Here is a 19,570-nt window from a genome sequence, read left to right on the forward strand (position 1 = left end):
TTGTGAAGGAGTTTTCCGAAATGAGCAGAATATTTAGCAGTGCATTTAAAATATATGCCAATGTCGCCTTCGATGATAGGAATCGCCGCTTTAGTTTACGCAAAAAGTTCTTATAAGCCGGTTATGGTTTAGGGCGGGAGGCTGACCGGGATGGGAGGGGTGTTTCTTATAGTTTGAATCGGGAGGGGAATGATCGCTTCGAGTTGCTGGTTTGATTGAAAACAGCGAGTACACAAAACAAAGGAGGGGCTTATTAATGGTGAAAATAACGAAAAGATATGGTATGTTCTTTGTTATTCTGCTGTCTCTCGCCCTTATAACCGGTTGTGGCGGCGGGGAAAAGAAACCATCGGCCGCCCAAGACGCCAAAGTGATCGAAATCAAATTGGCCCACAGTTCGCCTGCCGTCAACGACAGGCTGGAGATGGCGTGTCAGGCGTTCAAGAAACATGTTGAAGAGAAAACCAACGGAAAAGTCAAAGTGACTACATATCCCAACAGTCAGCTCGGCGGGGAACGCGAGCAACTGGAAGGCCTGCAGATGGGGACGATTCAAATGGCGGCTCTCAGTTCCGGTCCGCTGCCAGGGATATTCCCCCAGATGATGGTTTTTGACCTGCCGTACCTGTTTGGCACCCAGAAGGCAGCCTATGAAGTGCTCGACGGCCCTGTCGGCCAAGAAATCCTCGAACTGATGAGAGCCAAGACCGGCGTCAGGGGTCTGGTCTGGGGCGAGAACGGTTTCCGGCATTTCACCAACAGCGTAAGGACCGTCACCAAACCGGCCGATATGCAGGGCCTGAAAATCCGGACAATGGAAAACCCGGCTCATATGGCGATCGTCAAAGCTCTGGGCGGCAGCCCGACCCCGATGGCGTTCAACGAAGTGTACAGCGCCTTGCAGCAGAAAACTATCGACGGGCAGGAAAACCCCATTTCCCTGATCGTTTCCATGCGTTTTTACGAGACCCAGAAATACCTGACCCTCGACGGTCATGTATATAATCCGTACCTGCTGCTGATGAACGACAAGTTTTACAGCGGCCTGAGCGACGACATCAAGAAGGTTATCAACGAGGGCGCAGTTATTTGGCGAAAAGTGGAAAGAGAAGAAAACAACAAGCAAATCAAAGAAGGTATGGATAAGCTGAAGGCCGGCGGCATGCAAATAACTGAACTTACGCCAGACCAGCTTAAGGCTTTCCGGGAAGCCACGAAACCCGTTTACGACACGATTGGCAAGAAGGATGTCGGCGAGCAACTGCTCAATAAGGTTCTGAAAGCGGTGCAGGAGGCCGAAAGCAAGAAATAGGAACGTGAGATAACCCGGACTAAGATAGAGGGGGCAGCCAGACGAGAAGTGCCGTTTGCCGATCTGGGGGGCTGCCCCTTTATTCGTGGGAGGATGAAAATGGCTTTTCTCAGGAAAGTCGATGAAATAATGACTTATATCGAGGACCATCTTATCGCCGCATTATTGATCGCTATGACGGCGATAACCTTCTGGGGGGTAATCACCCGCTTCGTAATAAATGACTCGTCTTCTTGGTCCGAGGAGGCTTCGCGATACCTCTCCATATGGGCGGTTTTTATCGGCGCCAGCCTTGGTGTGAAGAAGGGCGCCCATATCGGTGTGGAAGCATTTGTCGTGGCTTTGCCGAAAAGGGCTCAGAGGTATGCCGGTATCATCACAAGTCTGTGCTGTTTGGTGTTTTGCGTCGCGCTCACCTATGTCGGCGGCGACTACACTCAGCGGCTGATGGCCACCGGACAGCTTTCTCCCGCCATGCGCATACCTATAGTCGTCGCCTACGCCGCCGTCCCGGTGGGTTGTCTGTTGATGAGCATACGTTATCTGCTGAAGCTGGTTGAGCAGATCGGCAGCATATCGGACTCTGACGACGACCAGACCCGGGTGGATAACGCTATATAAGGAGGCGAGACGGCAGATGGGCGATATTCTGATCATTGTATTCGGAGTACTTGTTGTTCTGAACGTGCCGTTGGGCATCGGCATGGGGATGGCCTCGTTGGCGGCGCTGGCGATAACACAGAAGGTGCCTGTCTTTATTGTGGCGCAGAGGATGTTTACCGGTCTGGATTCTTTTTCGCTGTTGGCTATTCCGCTTTTCATGATTGCCGGACGGCTGATGGAGCGGGGCGGTATATCCAAACGGCTGATCGGTTTGGCCACTAACATGGTGGGTTCGGTTTCCGGCGGCCTGGCTCTGGTCGCTGTGCTGGCCTGCATGTTTTTTGCCGCTATCTCCGGCTCAGCGCCGGCGACGGTCGTCGCTATCGGCGCTATCATGGTGCCGGCGATGATCGAGGCCGGCTACGACAAGGCTTTCGCCGTCGGCCTGATGGCGGCGGCTGGAACGATAGGCGTTATCATTCCCCCCAGCATTCCGTTTGTAACTTACGGTATCAGCATGAACGCTTCCATCGGCAAACTATTCATGGCCGGAGTGGTGCCGGGCGTCGTTATGGGACTGTCGCTGATGGCTGTCTGTTATTTCATCGCCAAGAAAAGAGGCTATAAAGGGACGGTAAGGCCGACTCTCGCAGCTTTCTGGGCGTCGTTCAAGGATTCGATCTGGGGTCTGGCCATGCCGCTAATCATTCTGGGCGGCATATACGGCGGCGTGTTCACGCCGACCGAGGCTGCCGCCGTGGCTTGCGTATACAGTCTCATAATCGGTTTCTTTATTTACCGGGAACTGAATCTGAAAGAAATGGTCACCAGCTTCTCCGAGGCGGGCGTGACTTCCGCCATGGTAATGCTTATTATCGCCACCGCCACCGCCATGGGCTGGATAATGACCACCGAGCAGATTCCCGTAAAAGTGGCGACAGCTATCTCGGCGATTGCCGATGATGCCAACATGCTGCTGCTATTGGTCAACTTTATCCTGCTCATTACCGGCTGCTTCATGGAGCTCAATGCGGCCATCATTATTCTGGGCCCGATCTTCCTTCCGCTGGTGATGCTAATGAAAGTCGACCTTATTCACTTTGGGGTTATTATGGTTGTAAACATGACGATCGGCCTCCTGACGCCGCCGTTGGGGGTCAATCTGTTCGTCGCCGGCAGCCTCCAGAAAGACGTTTCCTTCAAGCAGATTATCAAGGCTTCCTTCCCGTTTTTGGTCATACTTATCGTTGATTTACTCCTTTTCACCTATTTGCCATCCCTGTCGCTGTGGCTGGTGAAGCTTCTGACATAAGCGATCTTTCTTTGAACGTCAGAAGAATAGCGGGCGCCGGTACGGGTCTTCCCAGCGCCAAGTAGTGGCGTTCCTGGTGCTGTTGCCTCCTCGATGGCACGTCTGTGGGAGGAGCGCTACTATTTTTTTTAGATTGGCGAACCCCGCGGGAATCGATAAAGGTAAAATATACGGCCGCTGCTCTCAGGAACATACCGGCCGTTTCCCAAGAGATAACATTTTACAGTTTTCAATGTAAGAGAGGAGTATGAGCTGTGTCTACCCGCAATAAGAAAACTATGGACGGAAATACCGCAGCGGCGTATGTGTCGTACGCGTTCACCGAAGTGGCGGCCATTTATCCCATCACTCCCTCGTCGCAGATGGCGGAATTGGTTGACGAGTGGTCTGCCCAGGGCCGGAAGAATATTTTCGGCCAACCGGTCAAGGTAATCGAGATGCAGTCTGAGGGTGGCGCGGCCGGGACGCTGCACGGCTGTTTGCAGGCCGGGGCGCTGACCACCACTTATACGGCGTCTCAGGGTTTGCTGCTGATGATACCGAATATGTACAAGATCGCCGGCGAACTGCTGCCCGCCGTCTTCCACGTAAGCGCCCGGGCTTTGGCCGCCAACGCGCTCAGCATTTTCGGCGACCATCAGGATGTAATGGCCACCCGCCAGACAGGTTTTGGGTTGCTGGCGTCCAGCAGTGTTCAGCAGGCGATGGATTTGGCGGCGGTCGCCCATTTGGCGGCCATCCGGGGACGGGTGCCGTTCCTCCACTTTTTCGACGGTTTCCGTACATCGCACGAGGTGCAGAAAATCGATGCCCTTGAATATGAAGAGCTGGCCAAACTGCTGGATATGGAGGCGGTGGACGAGTTTCGCCGTCGCGCTCTTAACCCTGACCACCCGGTGATCCGCGGCACTACACAGAATCCGGATATTTATTTCCAGACCCGCGAGGCGGTCAACAAGTTTTATGATGCGCTTCCCGGCATTGTCGAATATTACATGGGGGAAATCAACAAAATCACCGGCCGCGATTACCGATTGTTCAATTACTACGGCGATCCCGAGGCGGAGCGGGTTATCGTCGCCATGGGGTCGGGCTGCGACGCTATCAGGGAAACAGTCGATTATCTGAACGCGCGCGGCGAGAAGGTCGGGTTGGTCGACGTCCATCTCTATAGACCATTTTCGGTCGAGCATTTCCTGCGGGCCGTGCCGCCTTCCGCCCGCGCCGTCGCCGTCCTTGACCGGACAAAAGAGCCGGGGGCGGCCGGCGATCCGTTGTACCTGGATGTGAGAAATGCGTTCTTCGGCTGCGCCGACGCGCCGGTTATCATCGGCGGGCGCTATGGCCTGGGCTCGAAGGATTTTACCCCGGCCCATATCGCCGCCGTCTATGAGAATCTGAAGGCGGATAAGCCCCGTACCGCCTTTACGGTGAGTATAAACGACGATGTGACTTTTTCCTCTCTGCCGGAGTACCCGCTGGCGATCGATACCACGCCGGCCGGCACGACCTGCTGCAAGTTCTGGGGGATGGGCGCGGATGGCACGGTGGGCGCCAACAAAAGCGCGATCAAGATAATCGGCGATCACACCGATCTGTACGCGCAGGCCTATTTCGCGTATGACGCGAAAAAGTCGGGCGGCGTGACCGTGTCGCACCTGCGCTTCGGCCGGCAGCCGATCCAGTCCTCCTATCTGATAACCAACGCCGATTTTATCGCTTGCCACAATCAGGCGTATGTCGACTTGTACGACATTCTGGACGGACTGAAACCGGGCGGGAAGTTCCTGCTGAATTGCCTGTGGCGGCCGGAGGAGTTGGAAAAGAACCTGCCGGCGGCGATGAAACGGTACCTGGCGGCCAACAACGTCCAGTTTTATACGATCAATGCTTTGGGCATCGCCCAGGAGCTGGGACTCGGCGGCCGGATAAATATGATTATGCAGGCGGCTTTCTTCCAGCTTGCGGGGATTATCCCGGTGGCGGACGCCGTGCGTTACCTCAAGGAAGCGATCGTCGACTCTTACGGCCGACAGGGGCAGGCTACCATTGATATGAACTTTGCCGCCGTGGAGCGCGGCATCCGCGAACTTGTCCGCATCGACGTGCCGGCCGGGTGGAAAGACGCCGTTGACGCGCCGCGCGCGGACGAAAAGCCGTTGCCCCAATTTGTGAAAGAGGTCATGATACCGATGAACCGCCAGGAGGGCGACAAGCTTCCGGTGAGCATCTTCAACGGCCGGGAGGACGGAACGTTTCCGTCGGGGCTGACGGCGTGGGAGAAGAGGGGCGTGGCCTTCGAGACGCCTGTATGGCAAGCCGATAAATGCATTCAGTGCAACCAATGCTCGTTTGTTTGTCCGCACGCGGTCATCCGGCCAATGCTGCTGACTCCCGAAGACCTGAAGAACGCGCCGGCCGGGTTCGCCGCCAAGCCGGCCACCGGTTATCCGGGACTGATGTTCCATCTGGCAGTATCGGCGATGGACTGCAGCGGCTGCGGCAATTGCGTCGATGTCTGCCCGGCGAAGGAGAAGGCGCTGGCGATGAAGCCGCTGGCCGACCAACGGCCGGCCTGCGAGGAGTGGTGGGCTTTCGCCCAGACCCTCTCGCCCCAGTCTGTTCCGGCGGGCCAGAAGTTCACCGTCAAAGGCAGCCAGTTTTCACTGCCGTTGCAGGAATTCTCGGGCGCCTGCGCCGGGTGCGGCGAGACGCCCTACGCCAAACTTATAACCCAGCTTTTCGGCGACCGCATGCTTATCTCGAACGCGGCCGGCTGTTCCACCGTCTGGGGCGCGACCGCTCCATCGACCTCTTATACCACCGACCGGCGCGGCTTCGGTCCGGCCTGGGGATTTTCCCTGTTCGAGGATAACGCCGAGTACGGTTTCGGTATGCATATGGGCGGTCAGCAGGTCAGGAGAACTATTGCCGGCTTGGTGGAAGAAGCGCTGGCCGGCGGTGTTGCCGCAGACCTCAAGATGGCGATGGAGGATTGGCTGGCCCGCATCGACGAAGGGCCGGGCACGAGGGAGCGGTCCGATCGCCTGGCGAGCGCGCTCGCGGCGGAGAAGGGCGACGCCCCGTTGCTGAATGCGATTTACAACCAACGCGATTTTTTCGTCAAGCGGTCGCAGTGGATCTTCGGCGGCGACGGCTGGGCGTACGACATCGGCTACGGCGGTCTCGACCATGTGCTGGCTTCGGGAGAAGACGTAAATGTTCTTGTCTTCGATACCGAGGTCTACTCCAACACCGGCGGCCAGTCGTCCAAAGCGACGCCGGCGGCCGCTGTCGCCCAGTTCGCCGCCAGCGGCAAGAAAACCCGCAAGAAAGACCTGGGGCTTATGGCGATGTCGTACGGGTATGTATATGTCGCTCAGGTCGCCATGGGGGCCGATAAAAACCAAACCCTAAAGGCTATCGCCGAAGCCGAGGCGTATCCCGGTCCTTCGCTCATCATCGCCTACGCCCCTTGCCTCAATCACGGCATAATGGCCGGGATGGGCAAAACCCAGGCGCAGGCCAAACGGGCGGTGGAAGCCGGATACTGGGCGCTGTACCGTTACAATCCGCAACTTAAGGAGAAGGGCGGCAACCCCTTCCTTTTGGATTCGAAGGAACCCACCGCCAGTTTCCGGGACTTCCTCATGAGCGAAGTCCGTTACACGGCGCTGGCCAGACAGTTCCCCGAGACGGCGCAGGCCCTTTTTGATAAGGCTGAGCGCGACGCCAGGGAGAGGCTGGAGACTTACAAGCGATTAGCGGCTTATTAAATGAAGAAGGGGCGGCCCCGCTTCAGGGGCCGCCACCAGGTAAAGGAGGAATAGCTGTGGCAATAAAAACCGGACAGGAATATGAGGATAGTTTACGCAAACTCAGATTCAAGATATATCTGCAAGGCGAATTGGTGGAAAACCCGGTGGATCATCCTGTTATCAGGCCGTCGATGAATGCGGTGAAGATGACTTACGATCTGGCTAATCAACCCGAGTACGAAGAGCTTATGACGACAACCTCCCACCTCACCGGCAAGAAAATCAACCGGTTTTGCCATTTGCACCAGAGCGCGGAAGACTTGGTGAAGAAAGTAAAGATGCAGCGGCTGCTGGGCCAGAAAACGGCGGCCTGCTTCCAACGCTGCGTGGGGATGGACGCCATTAACGCCGTCGACAGCGTGACCTTTGAGATGGACGGTAAACTGGGTACCAATTATCACGACCGGTTCAATAATTTCCTGCTCAGGATGCAGGAAGAGGACTGGACGGTCGACGGCGCCATGACTGACCCGAAAGGCGACCGCAGCCTGCCGCCCCACAAGCAGGCCGACCCCGACCTTTTTGTCCATGTTGTGGAGAAACGCCAGGACGGCATTGTCGTCCGGGGGGCCAAGGCGCACCAGACCGGCGCGGTCAACTCTCACTGGATTCTCGTCATGCCTACAATCGCGATGGGTAAAGAGGACGGCGCTTATGCCGTTTCTTTCGCCGCTCCGGCCGACGCCGAGGGCATTTTCTACATCTACGGGCGTCAGTCGTGCGACACCCGCAAGCTCGAAGGCGGCGATATCGATGTCGGCAACAGCCGGTTCGGCGGCCATGAAGCGCTGATGGTTTTCGACAATGTCTTTATCCCCTGGGAAAATGTCTTCATGTGCGGCGAAACAGAGTTTAGCGGCCTGTTGGTGGAGCGCTTCGCCGGCTATCATCGTCAGAGTTACGGCGGCTGCAAGGTGGGCGTCGGCGATGTCCTCATCGGCGCGACTGCGCTGGCCGCCGAATACAACGGGGCTGATAAGGCTTCCCATGTCAAGGATAAGCTTATCGAGATGACCCATCTCAACGAAACATTGTATGCCTGCGGTATCGCTTGCTCGGCCAACGGCTATCCGACCGCCTCGGGGACGTACCTGATCGATCTTCTGCTGGCCAATGTCTGCAAGCAGAATGTTACCCGCTACCCGTACGAGATCGCCCGGCTGGCCGAGGACATCGCCGGCGGCCTGATGGTGACAATGCCTTCGGAGAAAGATTTGCGCCACCCGGAAATCGGCAAGGTAGTGGAAAAATACTTTTCCTCCAAGCCTGGTGTGCCCACCGAACACCGGATGCGCGTTTTGCGGCTGATCGAAAATCTTACGTTGGGCACAGCCGCCGTCGGCTACCGGACCGAATCGATGCATGGCGCGGGCTCGCCTCAGGCGCAGCGCATCGTGATCGCCCGCCAGGGAAATATTGAGCAGAAAAAGGATCTGGCCAAGTCGATCGCCGGGATTGCTCCTGACGCCTCCTGACCGTGGCGGGAAAATTTTCATAACTGCGCATCGTATAACGCAAACGGGCAGGCGGTAACGTCGCCCGTTTTCTTTTTGTCTTACAGATGCAGATTACAAGTGTTTTATAAAGAAACAGTTGCAATATGCATCTATGCTGTGTATACTGATGAACAGGAGGTGCTATAATTTGACAGACGAAAAACAGGCCAAAAGGCTGCGGGAAACGATGAGGATGATTGTCAGGCGGCTCGGCATCCTGGAGCGCGGCGAGGCGTCCTGCTGCGGGATAACCATGGCGCAGTGCCACGTGATCGTGGAACTCGGCCGGGCGGAAAGGATGTCGGTAAACGAATTGGCGGAACTGCTGCGGCTCGATAAGAGCACGGTGAGCAGGTCGGTGGATAACCTCGTCGGCATGGGGCTGGTGGTGCGGGAAATCGATCCTGAGGACAGACGCTATGTGGCGCTGGCGCTGAGCGGTAACGGCGTCAAGGTGTTCGCCGGCCTGGAAAAGCGTATGGAAACTTACTTTGCCGACATAGTAGACCTGCTCCCCGCCGAAAAACGCGAACAGGTTCTCGACAGCCTGGCGCTGTTGGCGGAAGCGATAAAGAGCCCGGATTGCTGCGACCTCAGCCTGGTTAGCGGCGGCTGCGGCGTCGAAAAGAGGTAACGGCCATGTTCGAATATTTTGCCGACCTGGTCGTCTACCAGTGGCTGGGGCTGGCGCCGGGAAATCCGTTTACGGCCGCGCTGCATTTCTTCGTCTACGATACGCCGAAGATTTTCGTGTTGCTGGCGGTGGCGATATATATCATCTCAATTATCCGCTCCTACTTCCCGCCGGAAAAAACGAAAAAATTCCTCAGCCGCCGGCATACATTCGTCGGCAACATCCTGGCGGCGCTGGTCGGCATTATGACGCCGTTCTGCTCGTGCTCGGCGGTGCCGCTGTTCATCGGCTTCATCGAGGCAGGCGTGCCGCTGGGCGTGACCTTCTCTTTCCTGATTTCGTCGCCGATGGTCAACGAAATCGCCCTGGTGATGCTGCTGGGGCTGTTCGGCTGGAAGGTGGCGCTGCTGTATACCGCGACGGGGGTGGTTATCGCCATTATCGCCGGCTATGTCATCGGCAAGCTCGGCTTGGAGAATCAGGTCGAGGAGTATGTCTACCAGATCAAGAGCGGCGAGATCGAGGTGTATGAGCCGACGTTCGCCGAACGCTGCCAGGCGGCCAAAGATTTCACGCTCGATCTGTTGAAAAAGATCGGCCCGTATATCGTCGTAGCCCTGGCGATCGGCGGTTTTATCCATGGCTACGTTCCGGACGAATTTCTGGTTGAATACGCCGGCCGCGGCAATCCGCTGGCAGTTCCGCTCGTGGTGTTGCTCGGCGTGCCGCTCTACAACAGTGCTTCGGGCATGGTGCCGATTATTTACGCTCTGATCGAGAAGGGCCTGCCGCTGGGCACGTCGCTGGCGTTCATGATGGCGGTCAGTGCGATAAGCTTTCCTGAGATGATAATCCTCCGCCGGGTGCTCAAACCGAAGCTTATCGGCATCTTCGCCGGCATTCTCGCCGTCGCCATCATTTTTACCGGCTATCTTTTCAATATGGTCGTATGACAGGGAGGAAAGAAATATGAAGATCGCAGGCTGGCTGTCGGGAGGTAAATCATGAGCGAGGATATTCGCGAACAGGTCCGCAAGAAATACGCTGAGGCTATTACGTCAAAATCCGGTTGCTGCGGCTCTGCGGGTTGCTGCGGCGACAGCAGGGACGCCACCCGGGCGATAACGGGCAACCTTTATCAGGCAACAGATATCGAGGGCCTGCCGGAAAACCTGCTCGCCACCTCGCTGGGCTGCGGCAACCCCACGGCTCTGGGTAGCCTTTATGCGGGCGAGACCGTCCTCGATCTCGGCAGCGGCGCCGGACTTGACGTGCTGCTGTCTGCCAAGCGGGTGGGGCCGGCCGGCAAGGCGTACGGGCTGGACATGACGGATGAGATGCTGGCGGAGGCCAATGCCAACAAGGCTAAGTCAGGACTAACCAACGCGGAGTTTTTGAAAGGGCATATAGAGGATATTCCCCTGCCGGAGGCCGCGGTGGATGTGGTTATTTCCAATTGCGTCATCAACCTGTCGGCCGATAAGGACAGGGTTTTCCGCGAAATATTCCGCGTCCTGAGGCCGGGCGGCCGGGTAGCCGTATCCGATATTGTCACGACAAGGCCGCTGCCGGAGGGGGTCCGCAAAAATCTGTTGGCCTGGTCGGGATGTATCGCCGGAGCGCTGACCGATGACGAGTATACCGGCAAGCTGAAGGAGGCTGGCTTCGGCGATGTCGAGGTTGTGGTTACGAGGGTTTACGATCTGACGAGCCCGGCAGCCGGCAAACTTGTGCCAGGGGCGTCGGCCGCGGAGCTTGAAGATTATAACGGCAGTTTGGTCAGCGCTTTCATCCGGGCGAAGAAGCCGGCCAACCGCCTTGCGGCAGGCAAGGATTATACGATCCGTCCGGCACGGCCGGAAGATGTGCCGGTAATTGAGGAATTGCTGGCGTCCTCCGGCCTGACGGCGGTGGCGATCGCCGCCGGCCGGGAGCGGTTCCTGGTGGCCGACCGGGGCGGCGTGGCAGGCGTCGTCGGCAGCGAGTACGCGCCCGGCGCCGTCCTGGTGCGGTCGCTGGCGGTTGCGCCCGCTGCGCGCAAGGCGGGCATAGCCGGGGCGCTGATGGACGCGGCTCTCGCGCGGGCGGAGGCGACCGGCAGCGCGGCGGCCTACTTGTTCACCAACACGGCGGCCGGTTACTTCGCCGGGCGCGGCTTTGCGGTTGTCGAGCGGGCGGAGGTTCCGCAGGCGTTTCTGGATAATCCCGCGGTCAGCACGTGCTGTTCGTCGTGTGTCGCGATGAAACTGGCATTATAGGAGGGGTAAAGATGTTGGCGGAGAAGATCCGTGATTATGCGCTGGCACGCGGGGCAAACCTGGTGGGGTTTGCCGCGGCGGCCGATTTTGCCGCGGCGCCGGAAGGTTTTAAGCCGCAGGATATAATGCCACAAGCTAAGGGGGTCGTCGTGCTGGCCAGGGCGCTGCCGAAAGGGGCGGTGGCTTCGGGCAACCAGGTGGTCTACACGGCCCACCACACCAGCAATGTCAAGCAGCTCGACGAGCTGGCCCGCGCCGTGGCCGTCTTCATCGAGGAACAGGGCTACACGGCGGTGCCGGTACCGGCCGACGATCCGTATTTCCACTGGGAGGAAGACCGCAAACACGGCATGGGAATTTTATCTCACCGGCACGCCGCGCAGCTTGCCGGTCTGGGGGTCATCGGCAAGAATGCCTTGCTGATTACGCCGAAATACGGCAACAGGGTGGAGTTGGTATCGATTCTGACGGATATGACTTTCGCGTCGCCGCCTGCGGCCGCGGCCTTGTGTCCGGACGGATGCAGACTTTGTCTGGAGGCGTGCCCGGTGGGGGCTCTGGACGGAAGCCGTTCGGTGGAGCAGATAAAATGCCGGACTAACCTGGCGGTTAAATCTCCCCGCGGCCACAACCTTGTCAAATGCTGGCAGTGCCGGGCCGTCTGCCCCGAAAACGGTTAGCAAGATAAGAACCCACTTCTGCCGCGAGGCAAGCAAGTGGGTTTTTGTCTAGGGATTATTTGCGGGTGGTATGGCGGTCGGCGGAGGCGGAGAGCCGCACGTGATGTTGGCGGCTGAATCAGTCGTTGTTGTCGGGCGGTGACATGCGGACAGGGATGTCCTGCATATCAGGACGGTTTTTCTCCATCCAGATGGCGAAGGCGACGTTCCAGAGCGCCGCTCTCAGATGCGGCTCGTCTTTCATTCCCCGCATGTAGCAGGATAGATGCCTGATGGCGCTGTCGATCAGCGAGTGCATGGGAATGCCTTTCTCGCAGTTTCGCTCGCCGTATTTTTTTGCGCCTTGTTCGCAGTGAATCGCCAGTTCGTGGATCGCGTCCCAGGGAATCAAGTCGTATCGCCCTTTCCCTTCGTGGTAATCTCTTACAGCCCCAGTGTCGAACTTTGTCCTGTTGCCGCTGTCTTTGATGTCCATTTTCCACCGTCCACTGAAGTATTCCTGATGTTCATCACATATTCTGCAATTCAGGCCGTTTTCCTCCTTGAACAGACATTAAAGTGGGCGGGGCGAGGCGGATTATGAAATGGATTTGAAAATAAAGGGAACGGCACCGGGTTGGCGCTTTAAAGGGGTGAGGATAAAAAAAGCTGGCCGTCAGTCTGAAGGCCAGCGCCAAGGGGCGGTGTTTTTTCAGGCCGGGACGCCGGGATGATGCCCGGCGTCCCGTTTTTGGCATTTATAGCAGGTTTCGGCCCGCCGCCTGGTTGGCGGCCTGGATGGCCTGCCAGGCCAGGTCCGAGGCCTGGCCGAGGGTCTGAAGCTCCTGGACGGAGTTGTGGAAGCCCATGGAGTTGGCGGCTGCTACGTAGTCCCAGTACCACTGGGCTTTGCGGACGTGTTCGCGGGCCTGGGCGAGCAGGGCGGGGTCGGCGCCCTGTGTGTCGGCGGCTTTCCTGATGATTTCATGGGCCTGGGCGATTTTCTGACCGGCGGCGTGCTGCATCTGGAAGACGGCGTCCTGTCTGGTCTTGACCTGGTCGAGCGCCCAGGCCTCGCTCTGGCCGCGATGGCAGGTTAGGCAGGATTCCTTGATATAGTGCAGCGGGCTGGTCATATGGTGGGAGGTGTATTTCTGGCCCCCCTGGAGGACGTACGGCATGTGGCAGTCGGCGCAGGAGACGCCGGATTTGCCGTGGGCGCCGTTTTTCCATTCCTCGAAATCAGGATGCTGACCTTTGAGGATGGGGGCGCCGGAGACGGCGTGGACCCAGTCTTTCTCGAACCCGTTGGGTTTGGTGGCGTAGTATTCGTACATGGCCTGCGGGGTGAAGCCTTTGTCCCACGGGAAGACGAGGCGGTTGGTGCCGGGCTCGAAGTAGTATTCGGCGTGGCACTGGCCGCATACATAGGAGCGCATTTCTTCGCGCGTGGCTTTTGTCAGGTCTGTGCCCAGGCGGGCCATGGCTTCCTTGAAGGCGGGGTTGACGACCCTGAGGTTCATGTTTTCCGGGTCGTGGCAGCTGGCGCAGCTGACCGGGTGTTTGGCCTGTTCGATGAGGGGCAGCAGGGGCGTGCGGGTGTAGTTCCACCCCTGTTCGGCGAACAGTTTTTCGATGTAAGGGGTCTTGCAGGTTATGCAGGTGCCCACCGTCTGGGCGTTGACCCGTTTGGATTCCTGCTGGTCGATGAGGGCGTATACGTGGCCGCGGTCTTCCTTGTAGTCGATGCTGAAGCCGTAGCCGGCAAAGTTGATTTTCAGCTCAGGCTGCATATCCCATTTCTGGACAAGGACGCTGCCGCCGTAGCCGGTGGGGGAGGGCTTCATTTCCTTGTTTTTCTGGTAGCTGGCGTACTCCAGCGGGTAGGATTTTCCCCAGACGGCCGGGTCGTATTCCCCTTTTGCGATGGCGGCGGTTTTTATGGTGGCCGCCGGCTGGACGCCCCAGACGCGGACGATGACGACGCCGAAGAAGCATAACAGCAGGATGGCTGTCGCGACGAGGATTTTCTGACCGTTATTCAAGGGTGAGGCCCCCCTTCCCTAGTTTTTTGCCGAGGTTGAGTTCGTCGTGCACGAGGGAGCGGTGGCAGGCTGTGCAGCTGTTGCCGGCCGCCGCCATGGGGGTGTTCTCGATCGTGCTGGCATGGCAGCGTCGGCAGTTGTCGGCGAGGATGGTCTTGCCCTCCGCCGAGACGGTCAGCGGCTGGGGATAATCCTGGAGGGTTTCGTGATAGACGTGGCTGATGCCGCTCCGGGTTTTGGCCGACAGTTTGACGGCGAAGTTCTGCTGGGGCAGGTGGCAGTCGCCGCAGACGAACTGTTTGTGGGTGGACGCGGCGAAGGTGCCGTACACTTCGCGCATGGAGTGGCAGCTGCCGCAGAACTGGGGTTGGTCGACGTAAGCGAGGCTGGCGCTCATCATCAGGGCTACGGCCAGCATGGCCACGGCTCCCGCGATGCCGTACTTCAGCGCTTTCCTGTCTGGCGCCGGTAAAGGCTGCAAGACTTCCTTCCCCCTCTCGTTATAAATAGTGCGGCGTGATTTATAGAGCGTAGCTATGGAGTCCCGGTAACAGTATATTTACACCGATGAAGGTGAAGACCACGACGAGGAAGCCGGCGATGGCCCAGTTGGCCGCGGTTTTGCCCTGCCAGGCGTATACGGCGCGGCCGTGAAGGTAGACGGCGTAGACCAGCCAGGTGATGAGCGACCAGGTTTCTTTCGGGTCCCACCGCCAGTAGGAACCCCAGGCGTACTCAGCCCATACTGCGCCGGTGATGATGAGCAGGGTGAGAAAGGGCATGGCCAGGAGGATAGCCCTGGTAAGCATTTCTTCCAGGGCGGGCAGTCCGGGTACGAGGGCGAGGAGGGCGGGATCGCCGCCGCCGGTTTGCAGGCGGGATCGCCAGCGGTAGAGCAGGGCGACGGCAAAGGAGAAGGTCAGGGCCCCGTAGGCGATGACGGCCGTGGCGACGTGGGCCAGCAGCCAGTTGCTCTTGAGGGCGGGCATGAGCGGCTTGGCGTCCTGGTAGAAGAGGACGAACACGCCGGTGAACAGGAAGGCCACCGGGAGGGCGAAAGCGCCCAGGGCCGCCTGGCCATGCCTAAGGTCGACCCAGAGATAGGCGGCGACGGTGACGGCCACCAAGACGATGCCGAATTCGTACATGTTGGCGAAAGGGGCATTGCCGGAGGCGAGCGTTCTGAGTATCGCCGCGGCTATGTTGGCGGCGAGGCCGGCGGCCGCGGCCAGACGGGCGAGGCGCGCCAGGGAGGGGCGCAGGAATACGAGGCGGCTTATGTAACAGATGGCGGCGAGAAAGTAGAGAAAAAATGCCGCGACGATGACCGGTATTTCGTAGTTGGGCACTACCTGGCCTCCTTGGGGTCTTGTTTATTTTCAGCGGACGTGAGGGCGCCGCACAGCCGCGTGAGTTCTTCGGCCAAAAGCGGCGATTTTCCGAAGACGGCGATGGCTATGGCCGACTGATCGCCGGCGGGGGTTATTGCGGCGAACACAACGCGGCGGCGCGGGTAGAGGCTGAGGAAGAAGGCCGCGCTCATGACGGCGAAGCCCGCAAAAACCAGCGGCAGGCCGGGATCGTATTTAACGTCCATTCCCGAGGCCTGGGTGACGGCGCGGAAAATCAGCTCGGTCTGCGAGCCGGGGAAGGTGATCGGTTTGCCGAGCGGGAAGGCGTTCATGCCCAGAGGGCGGCCGCCGCTGTAGAGGGCGCATACTATGTGAGGGTTGAGCGGTTTGGCCGATTTGCTGACATGCGGCTGCCGGGGGTCGAAGTCGGGCAGGTATTTCAGCGGGATCACGGCGACGCCCTGTTGTTCGTCGAGGATGATCGGCATTTTTTCGCCGATGCGGACCGTCCCGGCAAGCTTACCCTCTATGCGCCGCTCCGCATCATAGAGGGTGGCGTAAGAGGCCTGGTAGAAGGAGATGCCCTGGAAGGACAGGGGGTGGTTGACCTTTACGTCCTGGTTGGCAAGCTCCGTTCCGTCCCTGACGACCGACAGGCTGCTTATCCAGTCGGATACCCGCCCGTCGGGGTAGAGTTCGGTGGTGAAGCTGCGCAGCCGTATTTCGAAGGGCTGGCCGACGCCGGGCTGGCTGCCGCCGCCGATGGTGACCGCTTCGCCCGGCGCGAGGGTGACGGCGTACCGGAAGCCGGCCAGGCTGCCGTAGAGGCCGCCGAGGGCGATGAGCAGTATCGAGGCGTGGACGAGGAAGGTGCCCCAGGGGGCCACGCGGCCTTTGCGGGCGTATATGCGGCCCTGGCCAAGGTCCCGGACGCGGAACCCTTCCCGGGTGAGGCTCTTTTTCAGTAGCGCGGCGGCTTCGGCGGGCGGCGCGGCGAGTGGGCATTCGCGCTGCCAGGCGATGGCGTCCGGCCAGGCCGGGGGGGCGAAGGTAGCGCGCCACAGGGCGGGCAGGCGGACGGCCGAACAGACGGCGATGTTGAGGCAGAGCAGCAGCAGCAGGGAGCTGAACCACCAGCTGTGGTAAAGGTCGCCCAGCCCGACGGTGTGGTAGAGGAAGCTTAGGACGGGACCGGCGGCGTGGATGTCGCGCTCCTGGGGGATGAGGGTGCCGGCTACGGCTAGGACGATGATGACCGCCAGCAGGGCAAGCCCCGTTTTCATGGTGGCGAAGGCTTGGACGGCGCGGCTCAAGGGGAAGTTGCTCATGCGGTCTCCTAATGCGGCATTGTTGGGAATATTCTAATTAATTGCTTCGACGTCCGGCGAATTATCCCTGCCGGCAGTCGCCCGCCGGGTATTCGCGGCGCCGGCGATGACAGGTTGGCTGTGATTAGCGTCACTGCGCTTTTGGGGCGGGTGCTATAGAATGAAAACAGAAAATATGATGCGGGCGATGGCGGATGCCGTCGTATCGCGGGGGTGGCGTCATGGGAGAGGATGGGAGAGGCTGCGGTGCAGGGAAGCGGGAAGCAGCCGAACTGGCCGAATATTGTTCCCGACTGGCTGGCGACAGATTGTGCCGCTGCGGCGGTAATCTGAAAGGACGCTATTGTCTGTGGTCTTATTACCCGCTCCCGCCGGGCGTGGCCGGTTTAGCCGTCTCCGGAAGCGATGGCGGCGGGGCAAAACGCATTCAGAGAGGACATGAGACTGTATAAAAGAGTGCCCGGACGATGTCCGGGCACTCTTTTACTTGCCTGCGCTCTGGCGGCGAACGGCGGTATTGCGGTATTCCCTGGGGGTGCGGGATACCTGCTTTTTAAAGCATTCGATATAGTAGCTCGCGCTGCCGAAGCCTGTGGCGTCGGCTATTTGGCTAACGGTGAGGTCGGTTTCCCTGAGCAGCGCGATGCTTCTGTTGATGCGGTAGTTCATGACATATTCGAAGACGGTGCATTTGACGGCCCGCCGGAAAAAACGGCAGCATTCTCCTGGGCTGATATTGACGGCGGCCGCGATTTCCCCGAGGGTGATTTTGTCCATGAAATGCTCGTTGATATAGGCGATTATCGTTTTTATCCGCTGCTGGTCGGCGTATTCGCCCGCGTCCGTTTCCGGCGCCGTCTCGCTCTGCCGGGCGATCAGTTGTCGCCAGACGGACGCCAGCGCCAGGACGATGTCGAGTTCGTAGCCGAAGGCCCGGCCGGTATGGAGATGGTATATTTCATCGATTCCGGCCAGTATCGGCCGCTGCCAGTCTGTTACGGAGTCGAGAACAACGGCCGAGAACCCGCGGAGTTTCAGGAAGGGCTTGATGTATTTCTGCTCGATGGCGCTGCCTGGAAAGAACGACAACAGCCTGGTGTCGACGTTTATGCAGATGTAGGTGCTGTCGGGTTCGGCGGCCGCGCGCGCCATGTGCAGGCAACCGCTGTTGATGAAAATGCCTTGGCCTGCATTAAGAATATGGGTGTTTTGATTGACCAGGAACTCGACCTGGCCTTTGGTGACGAGCGAGAGCTGGATCTCGTCGTGCCAGTGCCAGTTGACGAACCCGAGGACGTTCTTGTCGAGCCGGTCGAGGTATACGGCCACGGGGAAGTCGTAGCTGCCGTGCAGGGTGGTCTCGCGATTGTTCTTGTCGATGCGGATGTCGGTTATCTGCATTTTGTCTCCTGGCGCAATATAACGATATTATCAGTCAAGATCGTTATAGAAATATAAATAAATATCAATATAATTATATATTAAACAGGGATTTATTCAAGGCCGCCAGGCGATGCGCCCGTCAGGGGCGAGGCGGAAAAATATGGGGATGAGAGGGATGATGTTGTGAACCGGCAGGTGCAGGAAACCGTAAACGCTTTAGAGGGCCAGCTGATTTCTTTTGCGAGCGAGCTTGTCCGCATCAAGAGCAGGACAGGGCGGGAGGCCAACCTCGTCGAACGGATAAGACAGGAGATGGCGAAGCTGGATTACGACGATATTATTGTCGATAAGGTCGGCAACATCATCGGTGTGATCGGCAACGGGCCGGTGAAGCTGCTGTACGATTCCCATATGGATCATGTGGCGGTCAACGACGCCGGCGAGTGGGCGCACGGGCCGTACAGCGGCGACATCGCGGACGGCCGGCTGTACGGCCGGGGTTCGTCAGATATGAAGGGGTCGCTCGCGGCTACCGTCTACGCCGGGCATATCATGAAGAAGCTCGGCCTGGCGGCGGACAAGACGATTTATATCTGCTGCTCGGTCATGGAGGAGGACTTCGACGGCGCGGGGCTTTACCGCGCCATCGTGGACAACGGGCTGAAGCCCGATTATGTGGTTATCTGCGAGCCGAGTCATCTGAACATCGCCATGGGGCATCTGGGACGGGCAATCTATAAAATCAATGTCAGAGGGGTTTCCGCCCACGGGGCGGCCCCGGAAAAGGGCGACAACGCTGTCTATAAGGCGGCCGGGATCATCGGGCGCATCGAGGAGCTGGGCAAGAAGTACATGGCCATGACGCCGGAGCGCCCCTCAATAGCCCTGACGAGGATCGAAAGCGTGTCTGCCTCGCTCAATGCCGTACCGGGAAGCTGTACGCTGTATATCGATCGCCGCATCTGCCCGCACGAGACCGAGGAGGCGGTCGGCGCGGAGATGACCGGGCTGATCGGCGACGCCGACGCCGATTGGGAGATCTACGACGCGGTCGGGCAAAGCTACACCGGGGAGGAGATCGTGCTGCACTCTTATCTGCCGGGCTGGGAGCTCGGGGCGGAGCATCCCCTGGCACAGGGCTGTTTTGCGGTGTATCGGGAGGTGTTCGGCGCGGAGCCGCAGCCGTATAAGTGGGATTTCTCGACGAACGGGGTCGCGTCCGCCAAGCTGGGGATACCGACGATCGGGTTTGGCGCGGGGGTTGAGAAAACGGCGCATATGGCCAACGAATATTGTCCTCTTGAGGACATAATCCTGGCGTGCCGGTTCTTTTCCCTGTTGCCGCTGAAACTGTAGGACGCCTTTGGGAC

17 protein-coding genes are annotated in these 19,570 nt (G+C 58.9%); 11 read left to right on the forward strand and 6 right to left on the reverse strand.

Going from position 1 to position 19,570, the window contains the following annotated elements; genetic code table 11:
* The first annotated feature begins 283 nt into the window (after nt 1-283).
* From RIN56_07055 to RIN56_07095, 9 genes are all read left to right on the forward strand, one after another.
* On the forward strand, nt 284-1,312 hold the full coding sequence (locus tag RIN56_07055) for a DctP family TRAP transporter solute-binding subunit (GenBank protein MDR7866564.1): 1,029 nt from the start codon (nt 284-286) through the stop codon (nt 1,310-1,312).
* Nucleotides 1,313-1,411: 99 nt separating this feature from the next.
* Nucleotides 1,412-1,933, forward strand: a complete 522-nt coding sequence (locus RIN56_07060) for a TRAP transporter small permease (protein MDR7866565.1) — start codon at nt 1,412-1,414, stop codon at nt 1,931-1,933.
* 16 nt (nt 1,934-1,949) lie between these two features.
* Complete coding sequence (locus tag RIN56_07065; protein MDR7866566.1) at nt 1,950-3,227, forward strand: TRAP transporter large permease subunit; 1,278 nt, start codon at nt 1,950-1,952, stop codon at nt 3,225-3,227.
* A 278-nt stretch (nt 3,228-3,505) separates the two neighbouring features.
* Nucleotides 3,506-7,003 carry a pyruvate:ferredoxin (flavodoxin) oxidoreductase gene (gene nifJ, locus RIN56_07070; protein MDR7866567.1) on the forward strand — a complete coding sequence of 1,166 codons (3,498 nt, stop codon included), beginning with the start codon at nt 3,506-3,508 and terminating at the stop codon, nt 7,001-7,003.
* 56 nt (nt 7,004-7,059) lie between these two features.
* Nucleotides 7,060-8,520 carry a 4-hydroxyphenylacetate 3-hydroxylase family protein gene (locus tag RIN56_07075; GenBank protein ID MDR7866568.1) on the forward strand — a complete coding sequence of 487 codons (1,461 nt, stop codon included), beginning with the start codon at nt 7,060-7,062 and terminating at the stop codon, nt 8,518-8,520.
* A gap of 169 nt (nt 8,521-8,689) precedes the next feature.
* Complete coding sequence (locus RIN56_07080) at nt 8,690-9,175, forward strand: MarR family transcriptional regulator (protein ID MDR7866569.1); 486 nt, start codon at nt 8,690-8,692, stop codon at nt 9,173-9,175.
* A 5-nt stretch (nt 9,176-9,180) separates the two neighbouring features.
* Nucleotides 9,181-10,128 carry a permease gene (locus RIN56_07085; GenBank protein ID MDR7866570.1) on the forward strand — a complete coding sequence of 316 codons (948 nt, stop codon included), beginning with the start codon at nt 9,181-9,183 and terminating at the stop codon, nt 10,126-10,128.
* Between the two features lie 51 nt (nt 10,129-10,179).
* Nucleotides 10,180-11,433: an arsenite methyltransferase gene (gene arsM / locus RIN56_07090; GenBank protein ID MDR7866571.1), complete on the forward strand. Its 1,254-nt coding sequence runs from the start codon at nt 10,180-10,182 to the stop codon at nt 11,431-11,433.
* An 11-nt stretch (nt 11,434-11,444) separates the two neighbouring features.
* Nucleotides 11,445-12,113 (forward strand): hypothetical protein, encoded by a 669-nt coding sequence (locus tag RIN56_07095; GenBank protein MDR7866572.1) that lies wholly within the window; start codon nt 11,445-11,447, stop codon nt 12,111-12,113.
* Nucleotides 12,114-12,231: 118 nt separating this feature from the next.
* On the opposite strand, the gene RIN56_07100 is transcribed toward RIN56_07095, so the two are convergent.
* Entirely contained in the window at nt 12,232-12,588 is a 357-nt protein-coding gene (locus RIN56_07100; GenBank protein ID MDR7866573.1) for a DUF5664 domain-containing protein, read from the reverse strand.
* A gap of 109 nt (nt 12,589-12,697) precedes the next feature.
* Between RIN56_07100 and RIN56_07105 the strand changes: the two genes are divergently transcribed.
* On the forward strand, nt 12,698-12,826 hold the full coding sequence (locus tag RIN56_07105; GenBank protein ID MDR7866574.1) for a hypothetical protein: 129 nt from the start codon (nt 12,698-12,700) through the stop codon (nt 12,824-12,826).
* A 24-nt stretch (nt 12,827-12,850) separates the two neighbouring features.
* Here the strand turns inward: RIN56_07105 and RIN56_07110 are convergent, their stop codons facing one another.
* The 5 genes from RIN56_07110 to RIN56_07130 form a co-directional block, all read right to left on the reverse strand.
* The gene (locus RIN56_07110) at nt 12,851-14,137 is read right to left on the reverse strand and encodes an ammonia-forming cytochrome c nitrite reductase subunit c552 (protein ID MDR7866575.1); all 1,287 of its coding nucleotides are present in this window, start codon (nt 14,135-14,137) and stop codon (nt 12,851-12,853) included.
* Nucleotides 14,130-14,618, reverse strand: a complete 489-nt coding sequence (locus RIN56_07115) for a NapC/NirT family cytochrome c (protein ID MDR7866576.1) — start codon at nt 14,616-14,618, stop codon at nt 14,130-14,132. The genes RIN56_07110 and RIN56_07115 overlap by 8 nt, the downstream gene beginning before the upstream one ends.
* A 40-nt stretch (nt 14,619-14,658) precedes the next feature.
* Nucleotides 14,659-15,486 (reverse strand): c-type cytochrome biogenesis protein CcsB, encoded by an 828-nt coding sequence (ccsB, locus tag RIN56_07120; GenBank protein ID MDR7866577.1) that lies wholly within the window; start codon nt 15,484-15,486, stop codon nt 14,659-14,661.
* Nucleotides 15,486-16,817, reverse strand: coding sequence for a cytochrome c biogenesis protein ResB (locus RIN56_07125; GenBank protein ID MDR7866578.1), 1,332 nt, complete (start codon nt 16,815-16,817; stop codon nt 15,486-15,488). Before RIN56_07125 ends, ccsB begins: the two co-directional genes overlap by 1 nt.
* 483 nt (nt 16,818-17,300) lie before the next feature.
* The gene (locus RIN56_07130) at nt 17,301-18,218 is read right to left on the reverse strand and encodes an AraC family transcriptional regulator (GenBank protein MDR7866579.1); all 918 of its coding nucleotides are present in this window, start codon (nt 18,216-18,218) and stop codon (nt 17,301-17,303) included.
* A 165-nt stretch (nt 18,219-18,383) separates the two neighbouring features.
* Between RIN56_07130 and RIN56_07135 the strand changes: the two genes are divergently transcribed.
* Nucleotides 18,384-19,556 (forward strand): YgeY family selenium metabolism-linked hydrolase, encoded by a 1,173-nt coding sequence (locus RIN56_07135; protein ID MDR7866580.1) that lies wholly within the window; start codon nt 18,384-18,386, stop codon nt 19,554-19,556.
* Nucleotides 19,557-19,570 lie beyond the last annotated feature (14 nt).

This window comes from Sporomusaceae bacterium (assembly GCA_031460455.1).
Taxonomy (GTDB): domain Bacteria; phylum Bacillota; class Negativicutes; order Sporomusales; family UBA7701; genus Anaeroselena.

What these genes read in the sequence shown, in the direction of transcription:
- RIN56_07065 (MDR7866566.1), top strand. Translation starts at nt 1,950, where the DNA reads ATGGGCGATATTCTGATCATTGTATTCGGAGTACTTGTTGTTCTGAAC.
- RIN56_07105 (MDR7866574.1), top strand. Translation starts at nt 12,698, where the DNA reads ATGGATTTGAAAATAAAGGGAACGGCACCGGGTTGGCGCTTTAAAGGG.
- arsM (MDR7866571.1), top strand. Translation starts at nt 10,180, where the DNA reads ATGAGCGAGGATATTCGCGAACAGGTCCGCAAGAAATACGCTGAGGCT.
- RIN56_07125 (MDR7866578.1), bottom strand. Translation starts at nt 16,817, where the DNA reads ATGAGCAACTTCCCCTTGAGCCGCGCCGTCCAAGCCTTCGCCACCATG.
- nifJ (MDR7866567.1), top strand. Translation starts at nt 3,506, where the DNA reads ATGGACGGAAATACCGCAGCGGCGTATGTGTCGTACGCGTTCACCGAA.
- RIN56_07060 (MDR7866565.1), top strand. Translation starts at nt 1,412, where the DNA reads ATGGCTTTTCTCAGGAAAGTCGATGAAATAATGACTTATATCGAGGAC.
- RIN56_07095 (MDR7866572.1), top strand. Translation starts at nt 11,445, where the DNA reads ATGTTGGCGGAGAAGATCCGTGATTATGCGCTGGCACGCGGGGCAAAC.
- RIN56_07055 (MDR7866564.1), top strand. Translation starts at nt 284, where the DNA reads ATGTTCTTTGTTATTCTGCTGTCTCTCGCCCTTATAACCGGTTGTGGC.
- RIN56_07130 (MDR7866579.1), bottom strand. Translation starts at nt 18,218, where the DNA reads ATGCAGATAACCGACATCCGCATCGACAAGAACAATCGCGAGACCACC.
- RIN56_07100 (MDR7866573.1), bottom strand. Translation starts at nt 12,588, where the DNA reads ATGGACATCAAAGACAGCGGCAACAGGACAAAGTTCGACACTGGGGCT.
- RIN56_07085 (MDR7866570.1), top strand. Translation starts at nt 9,181, where the DNA reads ATGTTCGAATATTTTGCCGACCTGGTCGTCTACCAGTGGCTGGGGCTG.